The sequence below is a fragment of the Marinicella rhabdoformis genome, assembly GCF_009671245.1.
Classification (GTDB): Bacteria; Pseudomonadota; Gammaproteobacteria; order Xanthomonadales; family Marinicellaceae; genus Marinicella; species Marinicella rhabdoformis.
The window spans coordinates 277,641-302,652 of the sequence record NZ_VTFS01000002.1; the positions used below are offsets into that span (position 1 = coordinate 277,641).

The following is a 25,012-nucleotide window of genomic DNA, read 5'->3' on the forward strand; positions in this document are numbered from 1 at the left end:
TCTTTTCAGATTATATAACAGGAAGGTTTTTGAGTTAAGTCTGATTGTCTCAGATTTGCCGTTTATTCAATCAAGCAAATAGCATTTTTTTCAAACTGGGTTTGTTGTTAAATCCAGCTATCATTTGATCAGGGTCAAAGTTAATTTCATTATTCCCCAATGCACTGGTGACGCAAGGTCTTTCTTTCTTACTGAACATGGCTTTTTTAGATAAATCTATAAACTTTGGTTTTTCTAAAGTTTCACCGTGTTCATCTTTAACTAACAGTATTTCAGGTTTTAACCTTTTTTGTTTGTTATGAGATAATACCAGGCCTATAGAGCCATCAGACAATTGAACCGCTGAGCCAGAAGGGTAAAGCCCAATGGCTTGAATGAATTCATCAACCAACTTAGCACTGAAGAGTTTGTTGCGTTGTTTGTATAGGGTTTCCATTGCCTGTGAAGGTGTATGCAGTTTGCCAAATGGGCGTTTGCTTGTCATGGCATCATAAGTGTCAACAATCCCAGCAATTTGTCCATAGGCAGGGATTTCATTGCCAACTAAGCCATAAGGATAACCCGAGCCATCGAAGCGTTCATGGTGTGTTTCAACAATGGTAAGGATGTCATGATCCATGTGTTTGTCTTTAGCCAATAATTCAACACCTAACTCCACATGTCCTCTGACAGTCTTCACTTCTTCGTCTGTATATGGTTCTGATTTGTTCAGTAACTTTCGGCATATTTTTGTTTTACCAATGTCAGACAGCAATACGCCAGAAACCAAGATTTCTAACTTATCTTCTGGTAAGCCTAAGTGACGGCCGAATACTGCGGCAAAAATAGCGGACTTTAAAGAGTGGCCGTAAATATATCGCCCTTGATTTTTTAATTGAGTCAACCAAATCAATGTGTTCGGATTTCTAAGAACTGAGTTGACAACTTGAGAAGCTATCTTTTTGGTTTTTTTAATATCTAAGCCTTTACCCACGCGCAAGTTAAAACTGGTTTCTTCAACTGCGGCGGTCATGTCTAACATTAAATTATGAGCCCCATTAAACTCGCTTTTAATGGGTTTGTGTTCTGAAGGGTAAAAATCGTGTTTGACAACCAGTGGTGTTGATCGACCAATGTATTTTCTGGCCTTGGTGTTTTTTCTCAGTAATGGTGAAGGTTTGGAGATTTTAGACTCTGAACTCAGGGTCTTTCCCTTGACTACGTCAATATAGACATACTTACAAAAGGTTTGTAGGTCTTTAATCTCAGTATGACTTCGGATGTAAAATCCTTGGAATGGAAAAGGAGTATCTAACCAAGAGCGGTCAAGCTTACAGACGTACATGCCGATTTTTAAAAATTTAACTGAAACTTTTTCTTTTTCTATGTTCATATGAGTCCAAACAAAATTATACCTGTTCTCGATTCTATCATGAAACAAAGAGAATAAAAGTGAGTTAGCTCACAAAAAGTGAGAAAAGTGACAAATTGCGTCAGGTTTTTTTAATTGATGAGATGGAATTTGAAAAAACCACAAATTTTTGTCAAGAAAAAACCGCTTTCTTTAAAAAAAGGAAGCGGTTTTTAAGTTTTTCTTGAAATGCTTTTTTAATTAAGCCATGGCTTTGATTTTGGCATTCAAGCGACTTTTGTGTCTTGCGATTTTGTTTTTGTGGTACAAACCTTTGCGAGCAACAGCGTCAACAACAGGAACCATTTCTTGGAATAGTTCTTGTGCTACTTTTTTGTCACCAGCTTCGATGGCTGTGATCACTTTTTTCATTGATGTGCGTGCTTTTGAACGCAGGCTCATGTTATGCTGCCTGCTTTTAGCAGCTTGTCTTACACGTTTTCTAGCAGATGCTGAATTTGCCAAAATTGTTCTCCTTAAATGATTCGGTACGGGTAGTTGAGAAAAACTCTGAACTACAAAAAACGCGGCATTTTCCCATCTATATCATGATTAGTCAATAAACAGATACAATTTTAAGATGAAATTATTGAAATCGACCGCTGTGGTCAGCTTTTTTACGTTGTTATCACGAATTTCAGGGTTTGTAAGGGATTGGTTTATGTTGCGCATGTTTGGTGCGACCATGTGGACTGATGCTTTTTTGGTGGCTTTTCGAATCCCTAATTTTATGCGCCGCTTATTTGCTGAAGGTTCTTTCTCTTTGGCATTTGTTCCTGTATTGAACGAAATAAAATCTCAGGACAGGGAAGCATATTTAAAGCAATTCATTAATCATGTCTCAGGCTGTCTGTTGGCCGTATTACTTTTGGTTCTGGCGTTGATGGAATTGTTTGCGCCGGGTGTTGTCCATATTTTTGCTCCAGGGATTTCAGATGACCCGCCTGAAGTGTTTGAAGCAACGGTTGATATGTTGCGTTTGACGCTGCCTTACTTGCTGTTGATTTCTTTGGTGGCATTCAGTGGCGGTATTTTAAACAGTTTCAATCGTTTTGCAGTTCCCGCAATGACCCCAATATTGCTTAATGTATGCCTGATTTTAGCAATGTATTTTGGTGCCTCTCATTTTGATGTGCCTGAAATGTCTATGGCTTGGGGTGTTTTGATCGCCGGTGTTGTGCAATTGTTATTTCAAGTGCCTGCATTGATGCGCTTGGGTTTGTTGCCTAAGCCGGTGGTTAGGTTTCATGACCCAGAAGTTAAAAAAGTGATGACTTTGATGGTGCCAACTTTATTTGGTTCGTCGGTGGCACAGGTGAATCTATTGATTGACACCTTGATTGCTACCATGCTGCCATTGGTAGGCAGTGTGACCATTTTATATACGGCAGATCGATTGGTGGAGTTTCCTTTGGGAATGTTTGGCATCGCCATTTCTACTGTGATATTGCCGAAATTATCTTTTGCTTTTGCTCAGAAACAAGATGAAGACTATCAAAATTGTTTGACTTGGGCCATGCAGTTGGCATTGTTGATTGTGCTGCCTTGTGCCGTGGGACTGTCAATTTTGGCGCTACCTGTCATTATCACTTTGTTCACTTATGGAGATTTTGGGTTTCAACAGGCGCAATGGACGTCTTATGCTTTGATGGTATATATGTTGGGTTTACCTGCTTTTGTCATAAATAAAGTGTTGTTACCGGCTTTTTATTCTCGTAAAGACACCAAAACACCAGTGAAAATTGCGGTCAAAGCGATGCTTCTTAATGTGGTATTAAATTTTGCCTTTGTGGCTTTGCTTTGGTATTTAGACGTGGTCTCATTGCATGTGGGCTTGGCCATGGCCGGTGTGGGTTCGGCTTGGATGCAATGTGTGGTTTTATATCGCGCCCTGAAGCGTGATGGGGTGATACAAAAAACTTTAGTGAGCTGGGCATTTCTTTGTAAGTTGTTTGTAGGTTTAGCTTTTATGGCTTTGACGCTTTTATATATCAAAACATGGGTGTCATCATGGGTGGATCTATTTTGGTATCAGCGTTTTGGATATTTGTCAGGCATGATATCATTGGCCGCTTTGGTTTATTTTATTGTTATTTATTTAGCCGGCCTGCGTATCAAAACAACATGGAAATTATAAGATACCCACATCATACTTCACTTAACTCATTAAATAATTCTGTAACAATAGGGAATTTTGATGGCGTTCACTTGGGTCATCAAAAGCTTATTGAGAAGGTGGTGAATCAAGCAAAGATAACAGATGGTTTAGCTGTCGTGGTTACCATGCAACCTTTACCGGTGCAATATTTCCAGGGCAAACATGCAGTTCCATTGGTGACCTCATTTAAACAAAAAGTAAAATTGATGGTTGAGCAAGGGGTTGATGTGCTGTGTGTACTGAACTTCAACAAGCAACTGTCTACAATGACGGCACTTGATTTTTTTAATGAAATCTTGGTTGAGGGTTTGAAAGCCAGGTATTTGTTGGTGGGTGATGACTTTCAGTTCGGTGCTAACCGTGCAGGAGATGCGGCTTTTTTGGCCTTGCAATGCCACCAAGCACAAATTAAATTTGAACAGCAAAATTCTGTTTTATTGAATGGTCGCAGGGTCAGCTCGTCATTGATTAGGTCTGCGTTGGCTGTTGGTGACTTTAAGCAGGTCAAATGCTATTTGGGTCGAGACTATGTGGTGGCAGGACGTGTTGCACATGGAAAAAAGTTGGGTAGGACATTGGGTTTCCCTACTTTAAACATACATTTTAAAAATGGGGAAACTGCTTTGCACGGAATTTTTGTTGTTAAGGTCAAAATTAAAAGTCAATGGCATGAGGCGGTTGCTTCTGTCGGCTATAACCCAACAGTGAAAGACAGCACCAAGAGGCTAGAGGTTCATGTTTTGGATTGGTCTGGAGAGATATATGGTCAATGGATTGAAGTTTTGTTTTATAAAAAGCTGAGAAATGAAGTAGAATTCGACGGCTTAAGTGCTTTGAAAGCTGGTATCTTGTCAGATGTCAAAGCAGCACGAAAATATTTTGAGGAAAATACAGGAGATTTGGTGTGAGCCAAGAGTATAAAGACACGCTTAATTTGCCAAAAACCAATTTTAAAATGAAGGCATCTTTGGCGACCAAAGAGCCCATGTGGTTGAAGCAATGGGAAAAACAAGGTTTGTATCAGGCTTTGCAGGAGCACTGCAAAGACCGCAAGCCATTCATGCTACATGATGGGCCTCCTTATGCCAATGGATCAATTCACATTGGTCATGCGGTCAATAAAATCCTCAAAGACACCATTATTAAGTCAAAGGTTATGGCTGGTTTCCGTGCGCCTTACGTGCCAGGCTGGGATTGCCATGGTTTACCTATTGAAGTTCAAGTTGAGAAAAAAGTCGGCAAAGTGGGTAAGAAGGTGGATGCCAAAACTTTCCGACAAAAATGTCGCAGTTACGCTGAAAATCAAGTCAATATCCAGAAAAAGGACTTCAAACGTTTGGGCGTTTTGGGTGACTGGGAAAAACCTTATTTAACCAAAGACTTTAAGTACGAAGCCGATATGATTCGGGCTTTGGCTGAAATCGCTGACAATGGCCATGTGGAGAAGGGCGTTAAACCCGTCAACTGGTGTTTTGACTGTGGCTCTGCATTGGCGGAAGCTGAAATTGAATACCAAGATAAAACTTCGCCGGCCATTGATGTGGCTTTTGTTGTTGAAAATAATGAGAGGTTGGCCGCAATTTTTGATTTGGATGCCATCGATTCAAAAGTGGCTTTGCCGATTTGGACCACAACGCCATGGACAATACCTGCTAACCAAGCAGTTTCTTTACACCCAGAGTTAAATTATGCCTTGGTTAAAGGGCATGCTCAGTTTTTGTTGATTGTTGCTGAGGACATGGTTGCAGATGTAATGTCTCGTTATGGTGTTGAATCGTCGCAAGTCATGGCAGTGGTTTCTGGCCAAGCGTTGGAAAAGGTGGCTTTGAAGCACCCGCTGTATGACAAGTCAGTACCTGTGGTATTAGGTGAGCATGTAAACACGGAAGCGGGTACCGGCGCGGTTCATACGGCGCCTGGTCATGGTGTTGACGATTTCAATGTCGGCAGACAATATGATTTAGAAGTTTACAATCCAGTTGACTCAGATGGCGTTTACTTACCGGACACGCCCATGTTTGCGGGTCAGCATGTTTGGAAAGCCAATAAAACCATCACAGAAGCTTTGAATGAAGCCGGCACATTGTTAAACCATGAGCCCATCAATCACTCATACCCACATTGTTGGCGTCATAAGTCTCCCACTGCATTCAGAACCACGCCGCAATGGTTTATCAGCATGGACAAACAGGGGCTGCGTAAAAAGGCTTTGTCTGAAATCAAACAGGTCCAATGGATTCCAGGCTGGGGTGAAGATAGAATTTATAAAATGATTGAGAATCGCCCAGAGTGGTGTATCTCTCGTCAAAGAACTTGGGGCGTGCCAATTGCTTTATATGTCAACAAGTTGACTGGAGAATTGCACCCCAATTCAGCTCAAATGATGGCCAAAGTAGCAGACATGGTCGAGCAAAAAGGCATCGATATTTGGTATGACTTGGATGACGCTGAATTGTTAGGTGATGATGTCAACGATTATGACAAAGTCACAGACGTATTAGATGTGTGGTTTGACTCAGGTGTCACACATTATTGTGTGCTGAAACAAAATGATGCACTTCATGAGCCAGCTGATTTGTATTTAGAAGGCTCAGATCAACACCGTGGGTGGTTCCATTCATCGTTGTTGACTGGCGTGGCGATTAATAATCATGCGCCATACAAACAAGTCTTAACCCATGGTTTTGTTGTGGATAAAGACGGCAAGAAGATGTCAAAATCAATCGGAAATGTGGTTTCACCAACTGATGTCGTGAACACACTGGGCGCTGACATTTTGCGCTTGTGGGTGGCTTCTGCTGATTACCGTGGCGAAATGACGATTTCAGATGAAATTTTGAATCGAGCTGCAGATGGATACCGTCGAATCAGAAACACCATGCGGTTCATGTTGGGGAATTTGAATGAATTTTCTGAGTCTGATGCTTTAGATATGGCAGAATGTGCTCAGCTTGACCAATGGGCTGTAAGAAAGGCCAAAGCGTTGCAGGATGAAGTCTTGGCATTGTATGACAGTTATCAGCTTCATTTGGTATATCAAAAAGTGTTGCACTTTTGCTCACAAGAAATGGGTGCCTTTTATCTGGACGTCATCAAAGACCGCTTATATACAGCCAATGTAAACAGTGATGCGAGAAAGTCTGCACAAACAGCGATGTATCACATTACACAATCATTGGTTCGTCTAATTGCCCCCATACTGACGTTTACTGCTGATGAGATTTGGAAATCACTTGGCAATGAAGGGCACATTCTCTTTGAACAATATTTAGATTTCCCTGAATGGCAAGCAGATGGCCAATTAACTGATGAGGATTGGGCTCAAATCAGTGAGATAAGACAGGCCGTTTCTAAACAATTAGAGCAGTTAAGAAGCCAGGGTGAAATTGGTTCTTCTTTAGAGGCTGATGTGTCGTTATTTTTGCCGCCGGCACTGTTATCAAAAGTGTCTTCATTTGGTGATGAGTTGCGTTTTGTCTTGATTACATCAGAGGCCAAGGCTTATCCGATTGAAGACAAGCCAGAAGGTGCAGAGCAATTGGCCATGAGTTTTGGTGACATTGCAGTGGCTTCATCGGTTGCACAAGGGGAAAAGTGCGTACGTTGTTGGCATATCAGAGAAGACGTAGGCTCTGTTTCAGGTCATGAGGACATATGTGGTCGGTGTGTTGAAAACATTGAAACCGACGGTGAGTCGAGGCGTTTTGCTTGATGGAGAATAGAAGCAGTTCAAAGTCAGTCACCCAAAAAGGCGTTGTTTGGTTGTGGTTAAGTGTTTTGGTTTTTGTGTTAGATCAATGGACCAAATCCATAGCCAGTGAAACGCTGAAGATGTATGTTGCAGTTCCTGTCAATGAATTTTTGAACTGGACACTAATGCACAATAAAGGCGTGGCCTTCAGTTTTCTGGCAGACCAGTCCGGTTGGCAACGTTGGTTTTTGAGTGTGTTGGCCATTGTGATTGTTGTCTGGTTGTTGGTTTGGATGTACCAGAACAGTAAGGCCATGAAGTTACAAAATGCGGCCTTGGCTTTGGTGGTTGGTGGTGCATTGGGTAATGTCTATGATCGATTGATGCTGGGTTATGTGGTTGATTTCGTAGAGCTGCACTATAATGAAAATTACTGGCCTGCATTTAATGTGGCCGACAGTGCCATTTGTATGGGTGCTGTGTTGTTGATCATTGACGCGTTTGTCAATAAACATGAAAACGTAAACGATAATAAGGCGTAGAAAATGAACATACTGTTGGCTAATCCGCGCGGTTTTTGCGCAGGCGTTGATCGTGCGATTGATATTGTAAACCGTGCTTTAGATAATTTTGGCGCACCCATCTATGTCAGGCATGAAGTTGTTCACAATCAATTTGTTGTTGATACTTTGCGCGGAAGAGGCGCGGTGTTTGTTGATGAATTGCATGAAATTCCAGATGAAAATATAGTGATATTCTCTGCGCACGGCGTTTCACAAGCAGTACGTAAAGAAGCAGAGGCTCGGCAGTTGAAAATATTTGATGCCACTTGCCCTCTGGTGACAAAAGTTCATATGGAAGTTGTTAGGTATTGTAAAAATGCCTTTGATTTGGTGCTTATCGGCCACCATGGTCATCCAGAAGTCGAAGGTACCTTAGGGCAGTGGGATAAGTTGAATGCGCAAGGTGAGATTTATTTGGTAGATTCTGTAGCAGAGGCGGCTAATTTAAATATAAAACAACCTGAACATGTGGCCTATGCCACACAAACCACATTGTCATTAGATGACACCAAGGACATTATTGTTGAATTAAGACGCCGCTTCCCCAAAATTCAAGGGCCAAAACACGACGATATATGTTATGCCACTCAAAACCGCCAAATGGCAGTAAGGGATTTGGCACAACAATGCGATTTGGTTTTGGTTGTGGGTTCTGTCAACAGTTCAAATTCAAACCGATTAAGAGAATTGGCAGAAAGACAGGGTGTGGCTTCTTATTTGATTGATGGGGCTGAAGACATACACAATGAATGGTTTGAAGGCGTGACGTCTATAGGTCTGACAGCGGGTGCATCTGCCCCTGAAAAGTTGGTGAAAGAAGTCATTGCGTTAATAAAAGAAAAACACCCGGGAACCCAAGTTTCTGATTTGCAGGGAGAGCCAGAGAATATGGTTTTTGCTTTGCCTAAAGAGCTAAGGTTGGTACAAAAAGTATAATCAAATACCGCTTATCAAGTGGTTAACACCACTGGTCATTTCTCCATTAATCATATTTGCATCTTGACGTAACGTGTCGCATTATTCACGCTGATTAATAAAAGTTAGCATTTACAGTGAATACAAATCTATTGAAATCAAAAGTACACACTCGTGAAAGCCAAGCAAAGGGCTTTACGTTATTAGAGATGGTTGTTGTCTTAATACTGATAACCATTCTAGTGGCATGGGGCGTTCCAAATTTTCAACAATTAAAAGCCCGTCGAATGGTCACTGATTTTTCGAATGAGGTTCTTTATAGCTTTACTCAAGCGAGGGCTGAAGCTATACGCTATGGAACTGATGTTGAGGTCAGACCTAATGGTGGCAGCTGGCAAAATGGATGGACAACAATTGCAATTGGTGTAGATGGGGCGGCAAATACAACGATTGCTGTACAGCAAGCAGTTGATAATCGCTTGATATTCGTGGCCAATGGGTTGGTAACTGGAACGATGGTTTTCAATAGTATAGGCGCATTAGAAGATGGAATTGACCGCCCTTTTCGATTAACTCATGATTTCAATGCCTCTATCAGTAACATAATAAATGTTTCTCCATCTGGGAGTGCTAGGGTGACAAAATTATGAAAAACAATATTAAAGAATCTGGCTTTACATTAATCGAAGTTTTGGTGGCCATCGTTATTTTTTCTTTTGGCTTGTTAGGAATTGCGGGCATGATGACCATTTCTGTAAGAAATAATCACAATGGTTACCTAAGGTCTCAAGCCAATTTTTTGGCAGAAAATATGGTTGATAGGATGAGGGCAAATCAAGTAGCACTTTGGCAAGATGCTTTTAATGGAGACGCCGCCATTGGGTCATCAGTGTGTGATTTAGGCTCACCATGTACGTATGCTGAATTGGCTGTTTTTGATTTGGAACAATGGGCTCAATCATTATCGATTTTATTGCCAGAAGGTGAAGGCAATATTGATTGTGTAACCAGAGGTGTAGTACCTGTTTTAGTTAGTTTTATAAGCCCGCCTTCGATTTGGTCACCTGTTCCTCCTTATGATGGGATTTGTACAGTTACCATTACATGGAATGAATCGAATGAAACTGGTGCAAGTGATGAACAATCCTTAGTCTTGGTTATGCAACCATGATTGAATTTAGGAGACAAACAATGAATAAATTTTATAACAAAAAATCCGGCTTTTCTCTTATAGAGTTATTGGTAGCCATGTTAATTACATCTATTTTGTTGTTAGGTGTGATTTCATTGTTCTCAAATTCAAGCGCTTTAAACCGTGCACAAGCAGGATTGGCTATTTTACAAGAAAATGGTCGCTATGCAATTTCGAGAATTAAAAGTGATGTAGAAAATGCAGGAAGAAAGCATTGTGCGTCAATTGCATTACCAAGAGAGTCGATTACTGATTGGAAACAAGGTGCCGATATGACTGAATGGCAAGTCGCTACCAATGTATTGTTTACTAATGGTTTACCTAATGTTGGAGATGTTAAGATTGACTTGGCCACAGATGCAGATCAATTGGCTGATACATTTTCTTTTGCAGGTCAAACATCATATCCATTGGATCCATCATATTTTATCAGAGGACATGAATGTACCGGCAGTACATGCCTTCCAGATTTTGTTGATGCTGGTTCTGATGGCAGCATAACCTTGCCAACACCAGGTTCAGGAAATGGTCAACGGGGAATAAATTCAGACGTATTGACAGTCAGGTATTTAGAAGGTGGTGTTGAGGTGGTTGCAAACGATGGATTGGGTGGTTTTACCCTTGAGGACCCAGTATCAACAACTTATACTGGTAATACTTTGATTGCGGATTGTGATAATTCATATGTGGCTCCGGCGACATGGTCGGGTGTAGATGTTAATTTGCAACAGCCCTCAGGTGCTACTATACCTCAATATGATGGATTGGCGGATACTAAAGCATACCGCTTAACACAAGACGTAAAAACTGTAACCTACTTTATTCAAGTTGATAATGACCCCAACAGCTCAACACGCAAAATAAGTTCTTTGTATCGCTCTGAAAATGGTTTGGTTCAACAGTTGGTTGAGGGTGTAGAAAGGTTGGATTTTTTCTATTTGGTACAGTTGCAAACTGGGCACGTAGTCAGAATGACAGCAGATCAAGTTAATCAAGTAACTGGTGGTGGCGACTTAGACAATGATGGTGCCTTAGATTCAATTCAAGGGTGTGTAACACCGCCTAAGGTCGATTATTTGCCTTCCGGTGCCGGTTTGGCTAATGACAGGGGGTGTTTATGGCGGTCTGTATATGCTGTAGAGGTTCATTTATTACTTAATACCGTCAATAACAGCTCCAGTGAAGAAACAGAGCCGTTTATATATTCTCCAGATGGCACTACGCCGCAGACCCCGGGAGCTGTTTTACCTAATGGTTTGGACAGAGGGAAAATGTACAGACGTGAATTTACAGCCATCATTCCAATCAGGAGTTATACATTATGAGGCATGTACTAGATAAAAATACCCTTGCAATGCAAAAACAAGAAGGTGCTGCATTAATAGTCGGACTGATGTTGTTGGTTATTATTACATTGATGGGATATACCAGTATGAAAGGAACCATGTTACAAGAAAAAATGGCTGCAGGATTGCATAATCGAACGTTAGCACAAGGTGGTGCGAATACAGCTGTAAGGAATGGAGAATCTTTTATATATAACTTGGTAAACCAGACAAATGGTGTACAGATAAGTGGTACCCCAAACGGCAGTATGTCCAATATATATTCGTACTATAATGTACTTGAAGAGCCTACGTCAGGTATTAATACAAATATTGAAGAATTTAGCAAAAGAAACTGGAACAGTACAGTAGGAACCATTCATGACCACAATTTTACCACGGTTCATGTCAATGCAAAACTGAAGACCAATCCACAGTACATTATATATGAACTCCCGTTCAGAAAAGGGTCTAGCGGTTCTAGTGCATTTGAAAATGCTGGTGGATCAGCAGGTTCAAGTCAAAGTGAACAAAAAGCATTTGCCGTGTTAGGAAAAAGTGACAGTGGTGATGGTAAAACATTTTCATTAGTTAGGTCGTTGTATACAGCAGTTGTTTCCAGTGGATCTACAAATTAAGAGGTGTTAATATGAAAAATATAATTAAAATCAATAAAGTACTTGTGGCTGCAACTGTGGCAATGATTTCTGGTGCTGATTATGCTGATGCTTCTTTGTTGCAGTTATCACATGAACCATTGTTCCTTAATCAAACGGTCCCTCCTGCCATCGCTGTGACATTGGACGATTCTGGCAGTATGGCCTGGACATATATGGGTGCCAATGATTCTAATGGCTTTGTAGACCCTACAAAAAACAGATTGTATTACAATCCTAATATTACTTATTCACCCCCATTAAGAGCTGATGGCTCTTCTTTTCCTCAGTCAGACCCTTCAAATGCGATGGTCGATGGCTACCCCAATGACATGAATGCCAGGGTGGATATTCGTACACGTTACATAGCTATGGGTAATTTCAGTTACTCTAGAACAGGTAATAATGTCACAATCAGCTTTAAAGACACCAGAAGGTATAACGCCAGAAGTGGAAGTTGGACCAATCAATATCCAACTGGTTGGGGTTGTGATAATGGTTGTACGGGTGGTACGCAACCGTATTACTATTTAGGTAATACAAGGTACAACATTACAGATGCCGATGAGTTGAAAAACTTTGCTAACTGGTACACCTACTATAACTCTCGAGCAAAATTATCAAAGGCGGCAATCAGTAGAGCTTTTGCAGGATTCAATCCCAGTTTTAAAATTGCTTGGCAAGAATTGAATTACAGAAATTCTTTTAATAACCTTAATAAGTTTGAGGATACACATAGAAATAACTTTTTTTCTTGGTTATTTGGTGCACCAACCAGTGGTGGAACGCCACTAAGGGCCTCTTTCAAAAGGGCTGGTGAAAAGTTTGAATTAGATTCCAGTTATACTTCTGATGATTATGCTGGCTTGTTATCTTGTCAACAAAACTTTCATATAGCCATATCAGATGGTGGTTGGAATGGTGGCTTAAGTGGTACTTTTATACAAGATGACACCAGTCGATCCATACCTGGTGATACAGGTACACCTGAAAATGGTAACCAACCACTTTATGGTTCGATGGGCTACAATGGAGCAGGTGCCCAAAAAATATATAATTACAGTAGAGATAATTATTTAGCAGATGTGGCCTTTGATTCTTGGATGAGAGATTTAAAGCCTAATTTACCAAATTATGTACCAAGGTATAAAAAAGATTATACCGATCACGACAATGGTTCGATTGATTTTTCGGGTTTAACTGATGAGTGGGAGAGTTCTGAATTCGTTTGGAATCCAAAAAATGACCCAGCCTATTGGCAACATGTAGTGACTTACAATGTGGGCATGGGCTTGAATGCATCTCGGGTTGAAGCCCACGCAAGTGGTAATACAACTACATGTAACACAGTTGGAGTTACTGATTCAAAAGATGCTGTGTATCAATCATTAAGAGCCAACAGCCCAACCTCATGCGTTTGGCCTAATAATGTGATTGATGATGTATGGCATTCATCAATCAACAGTCGTGGCGATTTTTTCAGTGCCAATGACCCTGAAGAACTGATTAATGCATTAAATGAAGTGGTAAATAACATCACTGAAAGGGTTTCTAGAGGCAGTACCTCAACAGTAACATCGGGTATTATTACTGATAATACGTCTGCATTTTCACCTTCATTTGACTCATCAACTTGGTCAGGAACACTTCAGGCAAAAGAGGTAAATGCAGATCGATCTTTTGGTGATATCACATGGGATGCAGGGTGTGTTTTGACAGGTGGATACTGTGATTCTATTCAAGAAAATGTGACCAAACAGGCTTTAAGAAATATTTACACATATGACAAGGCGGCTAACAGTGTTGTTAAGTTTGATGTCACATTAAATACAGCATTGAAACAGATGATTCAGGAAAGTGCCGGTCAATATGCTGGATTAAATTACAATAACCCAGTAGATGGAACAGATGTAAACAACATCATCAACTATGTCATTGGAGACAGGGATCAAGAGCAAGCTAACAATGGCTCATTGAGAACAAGAAAATCAGTCATGTCAGACATTGTACACTCTAGCCCGGTCATTGTTCGTGGCCCTGGAGAGGGTTATAAAGACAATTTGTGGCCAAATGGGTCTCCAGAAGAAGGTAGCCCTTATTTAGATTTTAAAATATCTGAATTTGGAAGAAAGAACATGGTGTATGTTGGTTCAAATGGCGGGATGTTACATGCATTTGAAACAGAGTCATCATCACCCACGGGTCATGCGCAAGAGGTGTGGTCTTTTATTCCTAATACAGTAATAGAGAATTTGGCACACTTGCCGACTAATAAACACCACTCTTATGTTGATAATACGCCAGTGAAGAGGGATGTCTTTATAAACGGGAGTTGGAAAACCATTTTAGTTGGGGGATTGAGGTACGGAGGACAAGCATATTATGCTTTAGATGTGACCGATGCATCTTCTACTCAACCTAAAGTACTTTGGGAGTTTACCGATTCTGACGATCAAGACTTGGGATATACTTATGGTAAACCTGAAATTGTCAGAATAAGCAGCACTGGAGAGTGGGTTGCATTACTCCCGAATGGTTATAATAATTCACAAAATGACACCAACAATCCATCAGATCCAAACAACCATGTGAGTGCTTCTGGCAACGCCGTAATGTATGTTGTTAGGTTAAGTGATGGTCAGTTAATAACGAAAATTGATACCGGTGTAGGAAGCAGTACAACGCCAAATGGTTTGGCAACTCCAGTTGGAGTGGATTCTGAATTTGTTAAGGAAAGTAATCTTGTTGGTGGTAATGGTGTCGATATAGGTGTGGATCTGGCATATGCTGGAGATTTATACGGCAATTTATGGCGTTTCGATTTAAGTGATACTGATCCTTCAAATTGGACAGCCACGGCATTAGTTAAAGCTCAAAATGTTATGGATAGACCCATTACAGTACAGCCAAAAGTTATTGCCATACCTGATTCAGTACAAACTCAGTATGATGATATTATGGTTGTATTTGGTACGGGTAAATACATTGAAATACCAGACAGAGATATCAGTTTACCTGCTGAACAGTATATGGTTGGTGTTATAGATGGCATCTCATCCACAGAAGACAATTTAGATATTATGGACTCAAGATTTGTAACACAATCCATGAGTGGTAATGCATCATTCAGAAGTTTGTCAAATAATGTTGTTGATTATACGCAAGACTATGGATGGAAGCTTCGCTTGATTGATCAAGGTGAAAGGGTGTTTAATCCTATGGCGCTTTTCAATAGTGACTTGATGTTGGCAACAACTAATGTAACAGCTGGTGTTGATCCTTGTTTACCTGGAGGGAAAAGTTGGATTGTTTCTATCAATCCATTAACGGGCGGTACACCAATTCAAGGTGGTTCGGAAATAGATATATTTAGAAATATTAAGATATACATTGGTGGTCAGCTGGTTAGCATTCCTGGTAGTGGTGACTTGATTTCAATACCTGATTTTATTATTGGAGAACCTCCAGTTCTTGAAAACCAAGGTGGAGGAGGTGCATCAATAGTGATAGAAGGTACTGAAAATACCAATATCATTGATTTATATAAACACACATGGCGTCGAAGAAATTGGACGAATGTACTAACTCAATAAAAGAGGAAATCATGAAAACAAAAAAACTATTATTAATCATGTTTGCATTGACTTTAATTGGGCCTTATTCTAATGCAGATGGCTTAAGTATAAATGTCATCAAAGGAACCGTTGATATGGTAAATGTTGGTCAAAAACTTGTTGTTGTGAATGGTTTATCATATAAATATGTATTGGATGAAGAGCAAAGCTTGTACTCCTATTCTGAGTATGAAAAGCCAGCCATCCCATTGCGTGAATTAAAAGCAGGCAAAGTGTATTATTTTGAATTAATTAGCAATAAAGAAGATGCTAAATATGCAGATTATAAAATTGTTCGTTATATTTCAAATCAACCATTAGAAGACGCAGAAGAGTTTGATAGAGATGAAAAATAAATCTGGATTTACCTTAATAGAATTAGTGGTGGTTATTGCAATCATAGCCTTGTTGGCATCTTATGCCATCCCAAACTATCGACAATATGTCGTCAGAAGCAAGCGGGTTGAAGCACAGGATAAGGTTTTGCAAGTGGCTGGTATGTATGAGAAATTTTATGCTAATACCAATGCATATCCAACAAATGTAACTGGTGGAGGCACAGCTTTATCACTAACGAATTCATTCCTAAGATGGAAAGACTATAGAATAGTACATCAAAATAGACCTAATAATGGGTGGAGAATTCGAGCAGTCGCAAGGGGTAAGCAAGCAACGGATGACCCGTCATGTATCAGAATTCAATATGATAATTTGGGCCAAAAAACACCAGCTGCTTGTTGGGAATAAAAAGTGACTATCAAAGGCAATCAGCGGTGATTGCCTTTGAGTATTCTTTGTTTTTGTATGTTCCATTCACGGTCTTTTGTTGCAGCACGTTTATCGTGTACTTTTTTACCTTGAGCCAAAATTAATTTCAGTTTTACTTTCCCTTTTTTCCAATACAGGCTTCTGGCCACCAAGGTCAATCCTTTTCTTTCAACCGCTCCAATCAAATAATTTATCTCATTCCGATTGAGCAGCAACTTTTTCATTCTGTTAGTTTCTGGAATGATGTGAGTAGAAGCTGTGTTGAGTGGTGTGATATGACAACCGGTTAACCAAACCTCACCCTCTTTGACAAAGACATAACTTTCTGCCAAGTTGACTTTGCCAGCGCGTATACTTTTAACTTCCCAGCCTTCCAGAGCCAGGCCAGCTTCGTAATCTTCAATAAAATGGAACTCGTAAGATGCCTTTTTATTGGTAACAATGTTATTATCCTTTTTCTTTTGTTTGGCCATGTTGAGGTCTTTTATTGATGGAACAGTCTATTTTATTGAAAATAAGCAACCAATGCACGGAATTTAATTGTGGTTGAAGTTGTTAAATCAGCAATAGTGACACACACGGCCGATGAAATGTATCAATTGGTTAATGATGTGACTTCATATCCAGAGTTTCTGAAGTGGTGTGTTAAAGGAACGATTCACCACCAAGATGGCGATTATTACGAAGCCACATTAGATATGTCTGTCAAAGGCATTAATGTATCATTCATGACGGCCAACAGAAAAGAGGACAGGGCAGGTGTGTTGCATTTAGATTTACAGCTCAAAAAAGGCCCGTTTAACCAGTTACATGGACACTGGGCATTCAAGCCTTTAGGGGATGTGGGTTGTCGTGTGAGTTTATTGTTGAATTATGAAGTCAAATCGTCTGTGATTAATCAACTGTTTGCTAAAGGGTTTGAGAGAATTGCAGAGCGAATGGTGTCGGATTTTGTGAGCCGGGCTGGAGATTTATATGCTTGATATTGAAGTGATTTATGCTAAAGAGAACGAGCAAATAATTTTTAAGGTATCCGTTGATAATGACGCAACAATAGAACAAGCCATACTGGCTTCAAATATATTGAATAAATACCCGGAAATTGACATGTTAACTGTTGATGTTGGGGTCTTTAGTCAAAGAAAAAAAATGTCTGATGGCTTGAATAATGGTGACCGAATCGAAATATACCGGCCACTGATTGCAGACCCCAAGCAAAAGAGGCGAGCCAAAGCTGAGGTTCAAAAAGAGAACAAACAATTCCTTTAAATTGCTTTATTCATGGGTATGTAAGGGTTGAAAAAAGCCAGCAGAGCGCTGGCTTTCAAAGTTAATCATTTTGCTTTAAGTTAATCTTCAGGCTCTTCAATTTCTACATTATTTTCCTTGGGAAAGTAATTGCCTTCTGTTTTAACCAATTTGTCATTTTCAAAATATACAGTAAATTTTTTCAATTTTTTGAATTGTCCTTTTACTTTAGATGTGTTGACATAATCCCAGCGGTCATGATTAAAAGGGTCGGCAACCGTAGGTGTGCCTAAAATGATGGCTACCTGTCGTTTACTCATGCCAGGTTTTACTTCATCTATATCTTCTTGTTTCAATATGTTGCCTTGCTGAACAGGTGTCTTATAACAAGCGGTTAAGGTCATCAAAGCCAAAAATAAGGTAGTCAGTGCAATTTTCATTTTTTTAGTTGTTCAAAAATCAATCGAGAATGATACAATAAATTTTATTAAATAACAGTTATTTATCTAAATGAGTAGTCAAGAAATTAAGGAAGCTGGTCTAAAAGTCACATTACCCCGTTTACAGGTATTGGAATTTTTAACCAATAACAAAGGAGAACACTTCACAGCAGAAGCTTTGTTCACAGAAATGAAACAAACAGGTCATGATGTAGGTTTGGCCACCATCTATCGTGTTTTGAATCAATTTGAAACCGCTGGCTTGGTGTGTAAGCACCAGTTTGAAAACAACCAAGCTGTGTATGAACTGGAAACCGGAGACCACCATGATCATATGGTTGATTTGGATAATGGAGATGTGATTGAATTTTTCGACTCTGAGTTAGAACGATTACAAGAAAGAATTGCAGAAAAGCATGGTTATGAGTTGATGGATCATAAAATGGTTCTCTACGTTAAAAAGAAAAAATAATATGGACATTTATAAAGAGTTTTACCTTGAGTCGGCGCATTGGTTACCTCATGTTCCTGACGGTCATAAATGTGGTCGATTACATGGACATTCGTTCAAAGTTATCCTAACGGTCACTGGAGAGCCTGATCCGCAAAGTGGTTGGATCATTGACTTTGCAGACATCAAATCAATTTTTCAACCATTGTACGATCAATTAGATCATGCCTGTTTGAATCATATTGAAGGATTAGAAAACCCAACCAGTGAGGTTTTGGCACAATGGATTTGGAAACAACTTAAGCCGGACTTGCCGTTGTTGAGTCAAATTGAAGTGTGTGAAACATGTACATCTGGTTGTCTGTATAGGGGTGAGTAAATATTTTTGTAGTTCTTAAAAAAGTTGCAAAAAAGTGTTTGACTAAAGACTATTAAATGATGATAATACGCATCCGCTTCGGGGCTATAGCTCAGCTGGGAGAGCGCAACACTGGCAGTGTTGAGGTCTGCGGTTCGATCCCGCATAGCTCCACCATATTTTTAAGCTTTGTTGCTTAAAGCGGCAAAGAAGATAGTTAGTAAGTGTCCTGCGTCCCCTTCGTCTAGTGGCCTAGGACCCCGCCCTTTCACGGCGGTAACAGGGGTTCGAGTCCCCTAGGGGACGCCACCTTTCTTTTTTATAGGTGTAAAAGAATAAAATTGTTGTAATGTCCTGCGTCCCCTTCGTCTAGTGGCCTAGGACCCCGCCCTTTCACGGCGGTAACAGGGGTTCGAGTCCCCTAGGGGACGCCATTCAGCTTCTAAAACCTAGGTTACATCTTTCCCACTTCTTTTTTTAAAATTCAAAATCGTTTTTTGTTTTGTAATCACTTGTGTTTTTGTTTGATTTTTTTATTCTTTCAAACTGCTTGCTGATATGATTGTTGTTATAACATTTGTTGGACTAAAATCATGAGTAAAAAGCGCCATTTAATTATCATTCTGATACTTGTTCATAGCCATGCCTTTTCTTCATTAATCTTCAAAAATGGTTTTGAGAACGACTTGATCTTTCTTGATGGCTTTGAACCCTTGGTTACTTGTCAGGATTTTGGTGATAATGACAGTGATGGCTTGCTAAATTGTTATGAAACCAATACGCAAGTGTTTGTTAGTCAATTTAACACAGGTACAGATCCTGATGATGCTGATACGGATGGCGATGCGATTAATGATGGCGATGAAGTGTTGGGTACAATGGATGGACTTGACCTGCCAGCAATGGGTGCCAACCCTTTGATTCAAAATATTTTATTAGAATACGATTGGTTTGATGACAATTTAGACTCAGGGACTTGTTCAGCTCACAGCCACCGTCCAACCATCAATGCCATGAATAAAGTTGAACTGGCCTTTTTAAGCGCACCTAATATGAATCCTGATGGTAGCACTGGAATTGTGGTTATTCAGGATTATGGTCAAGGAGGGGTGTTTAATCAAGGAAGCTTTCTTAATGATGTAGATGGTGTATTAGATGGTGGAGTAAGTGGTGCTGAATTTGCTGCTTATAAAGCCAGTCAGTTTGAAAGCAATCGGGAAGGGTATTTTCATTATGTCATTTTGCCACACAGGTACAACACCAATAGTGGCAGTTCAGGTCAGGCTGAAGTCAATGGTGATGACCTGATCGTGTCATTACAATGCTATATTTCAGACAGAAACACTTCGCATACTATTTTGCATGAATTGGGCCATAATTTATCCTTAAGACATGGGGGCTCAACCAATTGTAATAACAAACCACACTATAATTCTGTGATGAATTATGAATTCCAATTTCCTGGCGCAGACAATGACTGTGATGGCATAGGAAACGGTATTCTTGATTATTCAAGAGGATTAAACGCAGTTTTGAATGAAGCTTCTTTGAATGAGTCTGTTGGTATTTGTAATAATTTTGCAATTGATTGGAATGGCAACGCCATAATTGATGGTTCAAATGTGGCAGCAGACATCAATGGTGATGCAATAATTAACAACTGCAGCGGGGAATTGAACAGCTTAAGTGATTATGATGACTGGGCCAATATTAATTTCTATGGCGTCCAAGATTTCGACAGGAATAATTTAGAAATTGTAAGTTGTATGAACCCAGTTACAAGTGATTGACAAAGTGTTAGTTAAAGAAATTGATGGCAATTGTCCTGCTTTATTTGTTTCTTTGCCAGGCATAATCACATAGAAAAAGCAGGGCAGACTTGGCATCAGATTCTGCAAGGTTAGCAATACATTCTTTGGCATGTTCCGCTTCTTGTTTGGCTTTATTGTTGGTGTATTGTAAGGCTTCTGATTGGTTAACCAGATTTTTGATTTGTTCAAAGTTTGCTTGCTCTGGAGTTTTTATAGCACTTTCAATCAATCGTTTTTCAATGTCGTTGCCATTTTGAAGGATGTATATCAGAGGCAAGGTGAGTTTACCTTCTGCAAAATCGTCACCTAAATTTTTCCCCATGGTTTCCGCATCTGCAGTGTAATCTAAAACGTCATCGGCAATTTGAAAAGCCGCACCCAGGTGCATACCAAATTTAGCAAGCTTTTGTTGTTGTTCATTATTTAGGTCACCCAAAATGGCCGCCAATTCACAAGCAGCTTCAAACAGTTTTGCTGTTTTGTTTTCAATGATTTGGTAATAAGCTTTTTCTGTGATGTCTAAGTTACCAATATTGAGTAATTGTTGGACTTCACCTTCAGAAATGCGGTTGGTTGCATTGGCCAATACTGACATCACCCTCATGTCATCGGCTTCTAACATCATCTGAAATGATTTTGAGTATAAAAAATCACCGACCAGTACACTGGCTGCATTACCCCAAATTTCATGAGATGTTTTTTCACCGCGCCGCATGTCTGACTCATCTACCACATCATCATGAAGTAAAGTGGCTGTATGAATTAATTCAATCACTGCGGCCAAGTTGATGTTTTGTTGGCCTTGATAATTTAAGGCCTGGCTGATCAAAAGCATTAACATGGGGCGCAGTCGCTTTCCACCATTGGCGATGATGTATTCAGCAATTTGGTTGATTAACACCACATCTGAGGTCAGTTGTTGACGCAGGTGATGGTTCACTTTATCCATGTTGTTCTGGGTCAGTGACAAAACTTGTTTCAAATCCGTGATGTTAGTACTCATGCTGTCAAAAAATATCGATAACTTTAATTGCGCCACATTATATGTCAAAGCAGGGTTAAGGTGCAGTTGACTTTTGTCACATTGACTGAATTTTTGCAACGCGACATGGGTTAACAATGATAAGATGCGCGCCATTATGAGCGCCATCAATTCAGAAGAGAAAAAAGCCGCACTGTCGATTGCCGCATTGGTGTCTTTGCGTGTATACGGTTTATTTTTGATTATGCCCGTTTTTTCGATTTATGCGGAAAAGCTGCCTTTTTCTACGCCTGTATTAATAGGCTTGGCGGTAGGCATGTATGGACTAACTCAGGCTTTGTTGCAAGTTCCTATGGGATTGTTGTCTGATTTTTGGGGCAGAAAAAAAGTCATGGCAATAGGATTGCTCATGTTTTTTGTGGGTTCTGTTGTGGCGGCATTGGCAAATGATATTTATTGGGTAATCTTGGGTCGTTGTGTGCAAGGCATGGGAGCCATTGCATCGACTGGAATGGCCTATATTGCTGATGTGTCTCGTCCTGAACAAAGGGCAAAAATGATGGGCATAGTGGGCGCGAGTATTGGCTTTGCATTTATGTTGTCATTTATGACTGGCCCCCTTTTGGCGCAGTGGATTGGTATCAAAGGCTTGTTTTGGTTGACTGCGGTTCTTGCGCTGATTGCACTGGCTTTGCTTTTTGTGGCTGTAAAGGAGCCCCGTAAAAAAGTAAAAAAAGGCTTCAGTACTGCTGAATTGATTGCGGCAATTAAACAAAAGGATTTACTGCTGCTTGATGTCTTTGTTTTTTTATTGCATGCCAGTATGTCCGCCATATTTGTGGTATTGCCATTGTTAATGCTTCATCAATTGAATTTTGAAAGTCATGCGCATTGGAAGCTGTATGTCCCTGTGCTGATACTGTCCTTGTTCATCATGATTCCTTTGATTATTTTACAAGAAAAGAAAAAGCAACATGTAAAATTCTTGTTATTGGCCATGTTAGGCTTGAGCCTCTCGGTATTGCTTTTAGGGTGGGGCGTTAAATCACTGTGGATGTTGGCTTTAATGATGACTGTATATTTTGGTTTGTTTAACTTTTTAGAGGCAGCCATGCCTTCATTGTTGTCTAAACGTGCTGATGATCAATACCGTGGTGCCGCAATGGGTGTGTATTCTTCCAGTCAATTTTTTGGTGCTTTCATCGGCGGTGTTTTGGCCGGTTATGTGATGCAATGGAAAGCTGAGTATGTTTTCTATGCTATTTTTGTTTTGTTATTCAGCTTCACAGCATTAGGTATCAAGGCGTTTAAAAATAATTAGTCACTTTTCAAGTTTTTAACCAATGGTGGTTCAATCATAACCCTGCTGATGATGTTGTCTTCTGTTGTTTCAAGAATGGTCATGCGGTACCCCTCAATTTCTACTGCGATGTCTTGGGTAGGTAAATCTTGAAGGTATTCAGTAATCAAGCCATTGATTGTGGTGGCATCTTCAGTCGGCAGGTTCCATTGAAGGCGTCGATTCAGTGATCGTATCGCGATGCGCCCTTTGACGAGGTACTGATTATCACCTTTTTTGATGATTTTCAAACCACGGTCGCCCGGTTCTGAAGTGAACTTACCAACAATCTCTTCTAAAATATCATCCAGTGTGACCAAGCCAACCAAATCACCATATTCATCAACAACCAAACCCATGCGACGTTCTTTGCGTTGAAATTCTTTCATTTGTGCAGACAACCTGGCGGATTCTGGAACAAAATAGGGTTTTCTGAGGATTTTTTTCAAACGTTCTTTGTTTAAGGTTTTGTTGTTTAACAAAGATAAAATGGTTCGAATGTGTAGGATACCAATCACTTCATCAATATTGTCTTGATAAACGGGCAGACGAGTTAAATAAGTTTCTATTAATTGCTTCTCAATAGTGGCCCAATCGTCATTGATGTTTATGCCTTGAATTTCATTGCGTGGAACCATGACATCTTCTAGGGTGATGTGGTCTAAGTTCATCACATTGATCATCATGTTTTGATGTTCGTTGGGGTCGATCATGTTGTTCTCAACCACCAAAGTCCTTAACTCTTCATGAGATAATGCTTCTTTTGCTATTGATTGTGGGACGCCTAAAAGTCTTAATATACCATTGGTAAATAAGTTGGTCAGCCACACCAGAGGGTAAAGAATTTTCAGCATGGGTGCTAAAATGAATGAAGCGACATAGGCAATTTTTTCAGGGTGTAAGGCGGCGTAAGTTTTGGGTGTGACTTCAGAGAAAATCAAGATCGCAAAAGTCAGGAATGCCGTACCATATGCCACACCTTTGTCACCAGCAATTTTGATCGCAACGACAGTCGTCAAAGCAGTGGCTGCAATGTTGATGAAATTATTGCCAATTAAAATCAATCCAATCAAGCGATCAGGTTGCTCTAATAATTTTTGTGCCAAGTAAGCGCCTTTCTTTTGTTTCGCGTCGTTTTTGAGCTTCAAACGGTTCAGTGCCATCAAAGCCGTTTCCGAGCTAGAAAAAAAGGCTGACAAAAACAGCAGTACACCAATGGCGCCCAATAAGTAATTTGTAGGAATAGAGTTTAACATGCTGGGTTATACAAAGTAATCTATAACGATTTGGCTGCCCAGGTAGCCCAGTGCCAAAAGCACCATCGCCAACAGGTTTAGTTTTATCGCTTTTTTGCCACGCCAGCCTTTGGTCAAACGGCCAAAAATCAACAAAGCAAAGAGTATCCAAGCAATCAAAGAAAAAATCACTTTGTGCCCCATACCATTGCCGAAAAAGCCGTCAATAAATATCATGCCAGAAACCAAAGCACAAGACAGCAGTAACCAACCGGTGACAACCAGTTTGAACAATTTTTCCTCGTTACTGAGCAGGTTGTTCATGGATGTGCCGGCTCCTGAAAAAACATGTGTTTTCATTCGTTTGATTTGCCAAGCCAGGGCCAGCGCCAAAACACTGGAAACTGAAAGCACTGCATAAGCAGTAATGGACAGCATGATGTGCAGGTCTAATTGCCATGAATAAGGAGTGACATCGCTCAGAGCAGGCCAAAAATAAATCCATACCAGTGCAGCCATTGAAATGGTGTGAATTAAAAAACGCACAGGCAACATCCTAATGGTGGCTAACAATACGATGATATTGACTTCCCAGCTGACCAATAACACTGCATTTTGTGCATTAAAAGACCAGCCTTCTTGTGACAGCAACAATTGGCCGCATAATAAGGTTTGTAGGGCGCTGGCAACCACAAGCAATAAATTAGATGTGCGCTGGTTTTTAAGCGTGAAAACAGCCAGAAAGTGTGCCAAAAATGTGGCAAAGAGCAGGTAAGTCATATTGGTTGAAAAATCAGTTTTTGATGAGCCTTAAAAGGTGACTTTGACTAATATAAACACCTCTGGCTTAACATTCAATAATGAAAACATTATAAT

Annotated in this window: 25 protein-coding genes and 3 tRNA genes; 21 read left to right on the forward strand and 7 right to left on the reverse strand. The window is 40.1% G+C overall.

Features of this window, described 5'->3' with window-relative positions; all coding sequences use genetic code 11:
- Positions 1-70 precede the first annotated feature (70 nt).
- Both FET73_RS07595 and rpsT read right to left on the reverse strand, forming a co-directional pair.
- The gene (locus FET73_RS07595; RefSeq protein ID WP_154223346.1) at positions 71-1,372 is read right to left on the reverse strand and encodes a cyclic di-GMP phosphodiesterase; all 1,302 of its coding nucleotides are present in this window, start codon (positions 1,370-1,372) and stop codon (positions 71-73) included.
- A 219-nt stretch (positions 1,373-1,591) separates the two neighbouring features.
- Positions 1,592-1,855, reverse strand: coding sequence for a 30S ribosomal protein S20 (rpsT, locus tag FET73_RS07600; protein ID WP_154223347.1), 264 nt, complete (start codon positions 1,853-1,855; stop codon positions 1,592-1,594).
- Positions 1,856-1,970: 115 nt separating this feature from the next.
- On the opposite strand from rpsT, the gene murJ reads away from it, so the two are divergent.
- The 12 genes from murJ (at position 1,971) to FET73_RS07660 (ending at position 16,251) form a co-directional block, all read left to right on the forward strand.
- Positions 1,971-3,527 (forward strand): murein biosynthesis integral membrane protein MurJ, encoded by a 1,557-nt coding sequence (gene murJ / locus FET73_RS07605; protein WP_154223348.1) that lies wholly within the window; start codon positions 1,971-1,973, stop codon positions 3,525-3,527.
- A complete protein-coding gene (locus FET73_RS07610) occupies positions 3,515-4,456 on the forward strand; it encodes a bifunctional riboflavin kinase/FAD synthetase (protein ID WP_179952168.1) in 942 nt (313 codons plus the stop codon). The genes murJ and FET73_RS07610 overlap by 13 nt, the downstream gene beginning before the upstream one ends.
- Positions 4,453-7,260: an isoleucine--tRNA ligase gene (gene ileS, locus FET73_RS07615; RefSeq protein ID WP_484502567.1), complete on the forward strand. Its 2,808-nt coding sequence runs from the start codon at positions 4,453-4,455 to the stop codon at positions 7,258-7,260. The genes FET73_RS07610 and ileS overlap by 4 nt, the downstream gene beginning before the upstream one ends.
- Positions 7,260-7,781, forward strand: a complete 522-nt coding sequence (lspA, locus tag FET73_RS07620) for a signal peptidase II (RefSeq protein WP_154223350.1) — start codon at positions 7,260-7,262, stop codon at positions 7,779-7,781. The genes ileS and lspA overlap by 1 nt, the downstream gene beginning before the upstream one ends.
- A 3-nt stretch (positions 7,782-7,784) precedes the next feature.
- Positions 7,785-8,738, forward strand: a complete 954-nt coding sequence (ispH, locus tag FET73_RS07625; protein ID WP_154223351.1) for a 4-hydroxy-3-methylbut-2-enyl diphosphate reductase — start codon at positions 7,785-7,787, stop codon at positions 8,736-8,738.
- Between the two features lie 131 nt (positions 8,739-8,869).
- Entirely contained in the window at positions 8,870-9,367 is a 498-nt protein-coding gene (locus FET73_RS07630) for a GspH/FimT family pseudopilin (protein ID WP_154223352.1), read from the forward strand.
- Positions 9,364-9,888, forward strand: coding sequence for a type IV pilus modification protein PilV (pilV, locus tag FET73_RS07635; RefSeq protein ID WP_154223353.1), 525 nt, complete (start codon positions 9,364-9,366; stop codon positions 9,886-9,888). Before FET73_RS07630 ends, pilV begins: the two co-directional genes overlap by 4 nt.
- Positions 9,889-9,908: 20 nt before the next feature.
- The gene (locus FET73_RS07640; protein WP_179952169.1) at positions 9,909-11,234 is read left to right on the forward strand and encodes a prepilin-type N-terminal cleavage/methylation domain-containing protein; all 1,326 of its coding nucleotides are present in this window, start codon (positions 9,909-9,911) and stop codon (positions 11,232-11,234) included.
- Positions 11,235-11,263: 29 nt separating this feature from the next.
- On the forward strand, positions 11,264-11,872 hold the full coding sequence (locus FET73_RS07645) for a pilus assembly PilX family protein (RefSeq protein ID WP_179952170.1): 609 nt from the start codon (positions 11,264-11,266) through the stop codon (positions 11,870-11,872).
- Between the two features lie 11 nt (positions 11,873-11,883).
- Positions 11,884-15,483: a pilus assembly protein gene (locus FET73_RS07650; protein WP_154223355.1), complete on the forward strand. Its 3,600-nt coding sequence runs from the start codon at positions 11,884-11,886 to the stop codon at positions 15,481-15,483.
- 11 nt (positions 15,484-15,494) lie between these two features.
- Positions 15,495-15,860: a hypothetical protein gene (locus FET73_RS07655; protein WP_154223356.1), complete on the forward strand. Its 366-nt coding sequence runs from the start codon at positions 15,495-15,497 to the stop codon at positions 15,858-15,860.
- Positions 15,850-16,251 (forward strand): type IV pilin protein, encoded by a 402-nt coding sequence (locus FET73_RS07660; RefSeq protein WP_154223394.1) that lies wholly within the window; start codon positions 15,850-15,852, stop codon positions 16,249-16,251. The genes FET73_RS07655 and FET73_RS07660 overlap by 11 nt, the downstream gene beginning before the upstream one ends.
- A gap of 20 nt (positions 16,252-16,271) precedes the next feature.
- Here FET73_RS07660 and smpB read toward each other — a convergent pair whose 3' ends face one another.
- Complete coding sequence (gene smpB, locus FET73_RS07665) at positions 16,272-16,745, reverse strand: SsrA-binding protein SmpB (RefSeq protein ID WP_154223357.1); 474 nt, start codon at positions 16,743-16,745, stop codon at positions 16,272-16,274.
- A 69-nt stretch (positions 16,746-16,814) separates the two neighbouring features.
- Here smpB and FET73_RS07670 point away from each other — a divergent pair, with 69 nt between their 5' ends.
- Complete coding sequence (locus tag FET73_RS07670; RefSeq protein WP_154223358.1) at positions 16,815-17,255, forward strand: SRPBCC family protein; 441 nt, start codon at positions 16,815-16,817, stop codon at positions 17,253-17,255.
- Positions 17,248-17,541, forward strand: a complete 294-nt coding sequence (locus FET73_RS07675; protein WP_154223359.1) for an RnfH family protein — start codon at positions 17,248-17,250, stop codon at positions 17,539-17,541. The genes FET73_RS07670 and FET73_RS07675 overlap by 8 nt, the downstream gene beginning before the upstream one ends.
- Positions 17,542-17,621: 80 nt before the next feature.
- Here the strand turns inward: FET73_RS07675 and FET73_RS07680 are convergent, their stop codons facing one another.
- The gene (locus FET73_RS07680; RefSeq protein ID WP_154223360.1) at positions 17,622-17,960 is read right to left on the reverse strand and encodes an outer membrane protein assembly factor BamE; all 339 of its coding nucleotides are present in this window, start codon (positions 17,958-17,960) and stop codon (positions 17,622-17,624) included.
- A gap of 70 nt (positions 17,961-18,030) precedes the next feature.
- Here FET73_RS07680 and fur point away from each other — a divergent pair, with 70 nt between their 5' ends.
- The 6 genes from fur (at position 18,031) to FET73_RS07710 (ending at position 20,559) form a co-directional block, all read left to right on the forward strand.
- The gene (gene fur / locus FET73_RS07685) at positions 18,031-18,432 is read left to right on the forward strand and encodes a ferric iron uptake transcriptional regulator (RefSeq protein ID WP_154223361.1); all 402 of its coding nucleotides are present in this window, start codon (positions 18,031-18,033) and stop codon (positions 18,430-18,432) included.
- 1 nt (position 18,433) lies between these two features.
- On the forward strand, positions 18,434-18,790 hold the full coding sequence (gene queD / locus FET73_RS07690; RefSeq protein ID WP_154223362.1) for a 6-carboxytetrahydropterin synthase QueD: 357 nt from the start codon (positions 18,434-18,436) through the stop codon (positions 18,788-18,790).
- 80 nt (positions 18,791-18,870) lie between these two features.
- Positions 18,871-18,946 (forward strand) — tRNA-Ala (locus tag FET73_RS07695).
- Between the two features lie 56 nt (positions 18,947-19,002).
- A tRNA-Glu gene (locus tag FET73_RS07700) sits at positions 19,003-19,078 on the forward strand.
- Positions 19,079-19,127: 49 nt separating this feature from the next.
- Positions 19,128-19,203: transfer RNA gene (locus tag FET73_RS07705), tRNA-Glu, on the forward strand.
- A gap of 159 nt (positions 19,204-19,362) precedes the next feature.
- Positions 19,363-20,559 carry a zinc metalloprotease gene (locus FET73_RS07710; RefSeq protein WP_154223363.1) on the forward strand — a complete coding sequence of 399 codons (1,197 nt, stop codon included), beginning with the start codon at positions 19,363-19,365 and terminating at the stop codon, positions 20,557-20,559.
- Between the two features lie 40 nt (positions 20,560-20,599).
- On the opposite strand, the gene FET73_RS07715 is transcribed toward FET73_RS07710, so the two are convergent.
- The gene (locus FET73_RS07715; RefSeq protein WP_154223395.1) at positions 20,600-21,583 is read right to left on the reverse strand and encodes a polyprenyl synthetase family protein; all 984 of its coding nucleotides are present in this window, start codon (positions 21,581-21,583) and stop codon (positions 20,600-20,602) included.
- Between the two features lie 136 nt (positions 21,584-21,719).
- On the opposite strand from FET73_RS07715, the gene FET73_RS07720 reads away from it, so the two are divergent.
- The gene (locus tag FET73_RS07720) at positions 21,720-22,883 is read left to right on the forward strand and encodes an MFS transporter (protein WP_179952171.1); all 1,164 of its coding nucleotides are present in this window, start codon (positions 21,720-21,722) and stop codon (positions 22,881-22,883) included.
- On the opposite strand, the gene FET73_RS07725 is transcribed toward FET73_RS07720, so the two are convergent.
- Both FET73_RS07725 and FET73_RS07730 read right to left on the reverse strand, forming a co-directional pair.
- Complete coding sequence (locus tag FET73_RS07725; RefSeq protein WP_154223365.1) at positions 22,880-24,157, reverse strand: HlyC/CorC family transporter; 1,278 nt, start codon at positions 24,155-24,157, stop codon at positions 22,880-22,882. The genes FET73_RS07720 and FET73_RS07725 overlap by 4 nt on opposite strands.
- Before the next feature lie 6 nt (positions 24,158-24,163).
- Positions 24,164-24,916 (reverse strand): cytochrome C assembly family protein, encoded by a 753-nt coding sequence (locus tag FET73_RS07730; RefSeq protein WP_154223366.1) that lies wholly within the window; start codon positions 24,914-24,916, stop codon positions 24,164-24,166.
- Positions 24,917-25,012: the final 96 nt, after the last annotated feature.

Bases quoted from the DNA above. Each gene is read 5' to 3' on its own strand.
- FET73_RS07595 (WP_154223346.1), bottom strand. From the start codon at position 1,372: ATGAACATAGAAAAAGAAAAAGTTTCAGTTAAATTTTTAAAAATCGGC.
- murJ (WP_154223348.1), top strand. From the start codon at position 1,971: ATGAAATTATTGAAATCGACCGCTGTGGTCAGCTTTTTTACGTTGTTA.
- FET73_RS07610 (WP_179952168.1), top strand. From the start codon at position 3,515: ATGGAAATTATAAGATACCCACATCATACTTCACTTAACTCATTAAAT.
- lspA (WP_154223350.1), top strand. From the start codon at position 7,260: ATGGAGAATAGAAGCAGTTCAAAGTCAGTCACCCAAAAAGGCGTTGTT.
- ispH (WP_154223351.1), top strand. From the start codon at position 7,785: ATGAACATACTGTTGGCTAATCCGCGCGGTTTTTGCGCAGGCGTTGAT.
- pilV (WP_154223353.1), top strand. From the start codon at position 9,364: ATGAAAAACAATATTAAAGAATCTGGCTTTACATTAATCGAAGTTTTG.
- FET73_RS07640 (WP_179952169.1), top strand. From the start codon at position 9,909: ATGAATAAATTTTATAACAAAAAATCCGGCTTTTCTCTTATAGAGTTA.
- FET73_RS07645 (WP_179952170.1), top strand. From the start codon at position 11,264: ATGCAAAAACAAGAAGGTGCTGCATTAATAGTCGGACTGATGTTGTTG.
- FET73_RS07650 (WP_154223355.1), top strand. From the start codon at position 11,884: ATGAAAAATATAATTAAAATCAATAAAGTACTTGTGGCTGCAACTGTG.
- FET73_RS07655 (WP_154223356.1), top strand. From the start codon at position 15,495: ATGAAAACAAAAAAACTATTATTAATCATGTTTGCATTGACTTTAATT.
- FET73_RS07660 (WP_154223394.1), top strand. From the start codon at position 15,850: ATGAAAAATAAATCTGGATTTACCTTAATAGAATTAGTGGTGGTTATT.
- smpB (WP_154223357.1), bottom strand. From the start codon at position 16,745: ATGGCCAAACAAAAGAAAAAGGATAATAACATTGTTACCAATAAAAAG.
- FET73_RS07675 (WP_154223359.1), top strand. From the start codon at position 17,248: ATGCTTGATATTGAAGTGATTTATGCTAAAGAGAACGAGCAAATAATT.
- FET73_RS07680 (WP_154223360.1), bottom strand. From the start codon at position 17,960: ATGAAAATTGCACTGACTACCTTATTTTTGGCTTTGATGACCTTAACC.
- fur (WP_154223361.1), top strand. From the start codon at position 18,031: ATGAGTAGTCAAGAAATTAAGGAAGCTGGTCTAAAAGTCACATTACCC.
- queD (WP_154223362.1), top strand. From the start codon at position 18,434: ATGGACATTTATAAAGAGTTTTACCTTGAGTCGGCGCATTGGTTACCT.
- FET73_RS07710 (WP_154223363.1), top strand. From the start codon at position 19,363: ATGAGTAAAAAGCGCCATTTAATTATCATTCTGATACTTGTTCATAGC.
- FET73_RS07715 (WP_154223395.1), bottom strand. From the start codon at position 21,583: ATGAGTACTAACATCACGGATTTGAAACAAGTTTTGTCACTGACCCAG.
- FET73_RS07720 (WP_179952171.1), top strand. From the start codon at position 21,720: ATGAGCGCCATCAATTCAGAAGAGAAAAAAGCCGCACTGTCGATTGCC.
- FET73_RS07725 (WP_154223365.1), bottom strand. From the start codon at position 24,157: ATGTTAAACTCTATTCCTACAAATTACTTATTGGGCGCCATTGGTGTA.
- FET73_RS07730 (WP_154223366.1), bottom strand. From the start codon at position 24,916: ATGACTTACCTGCTCTTTGCCACATTTTTGGCACACTTTCTGGCTGTT.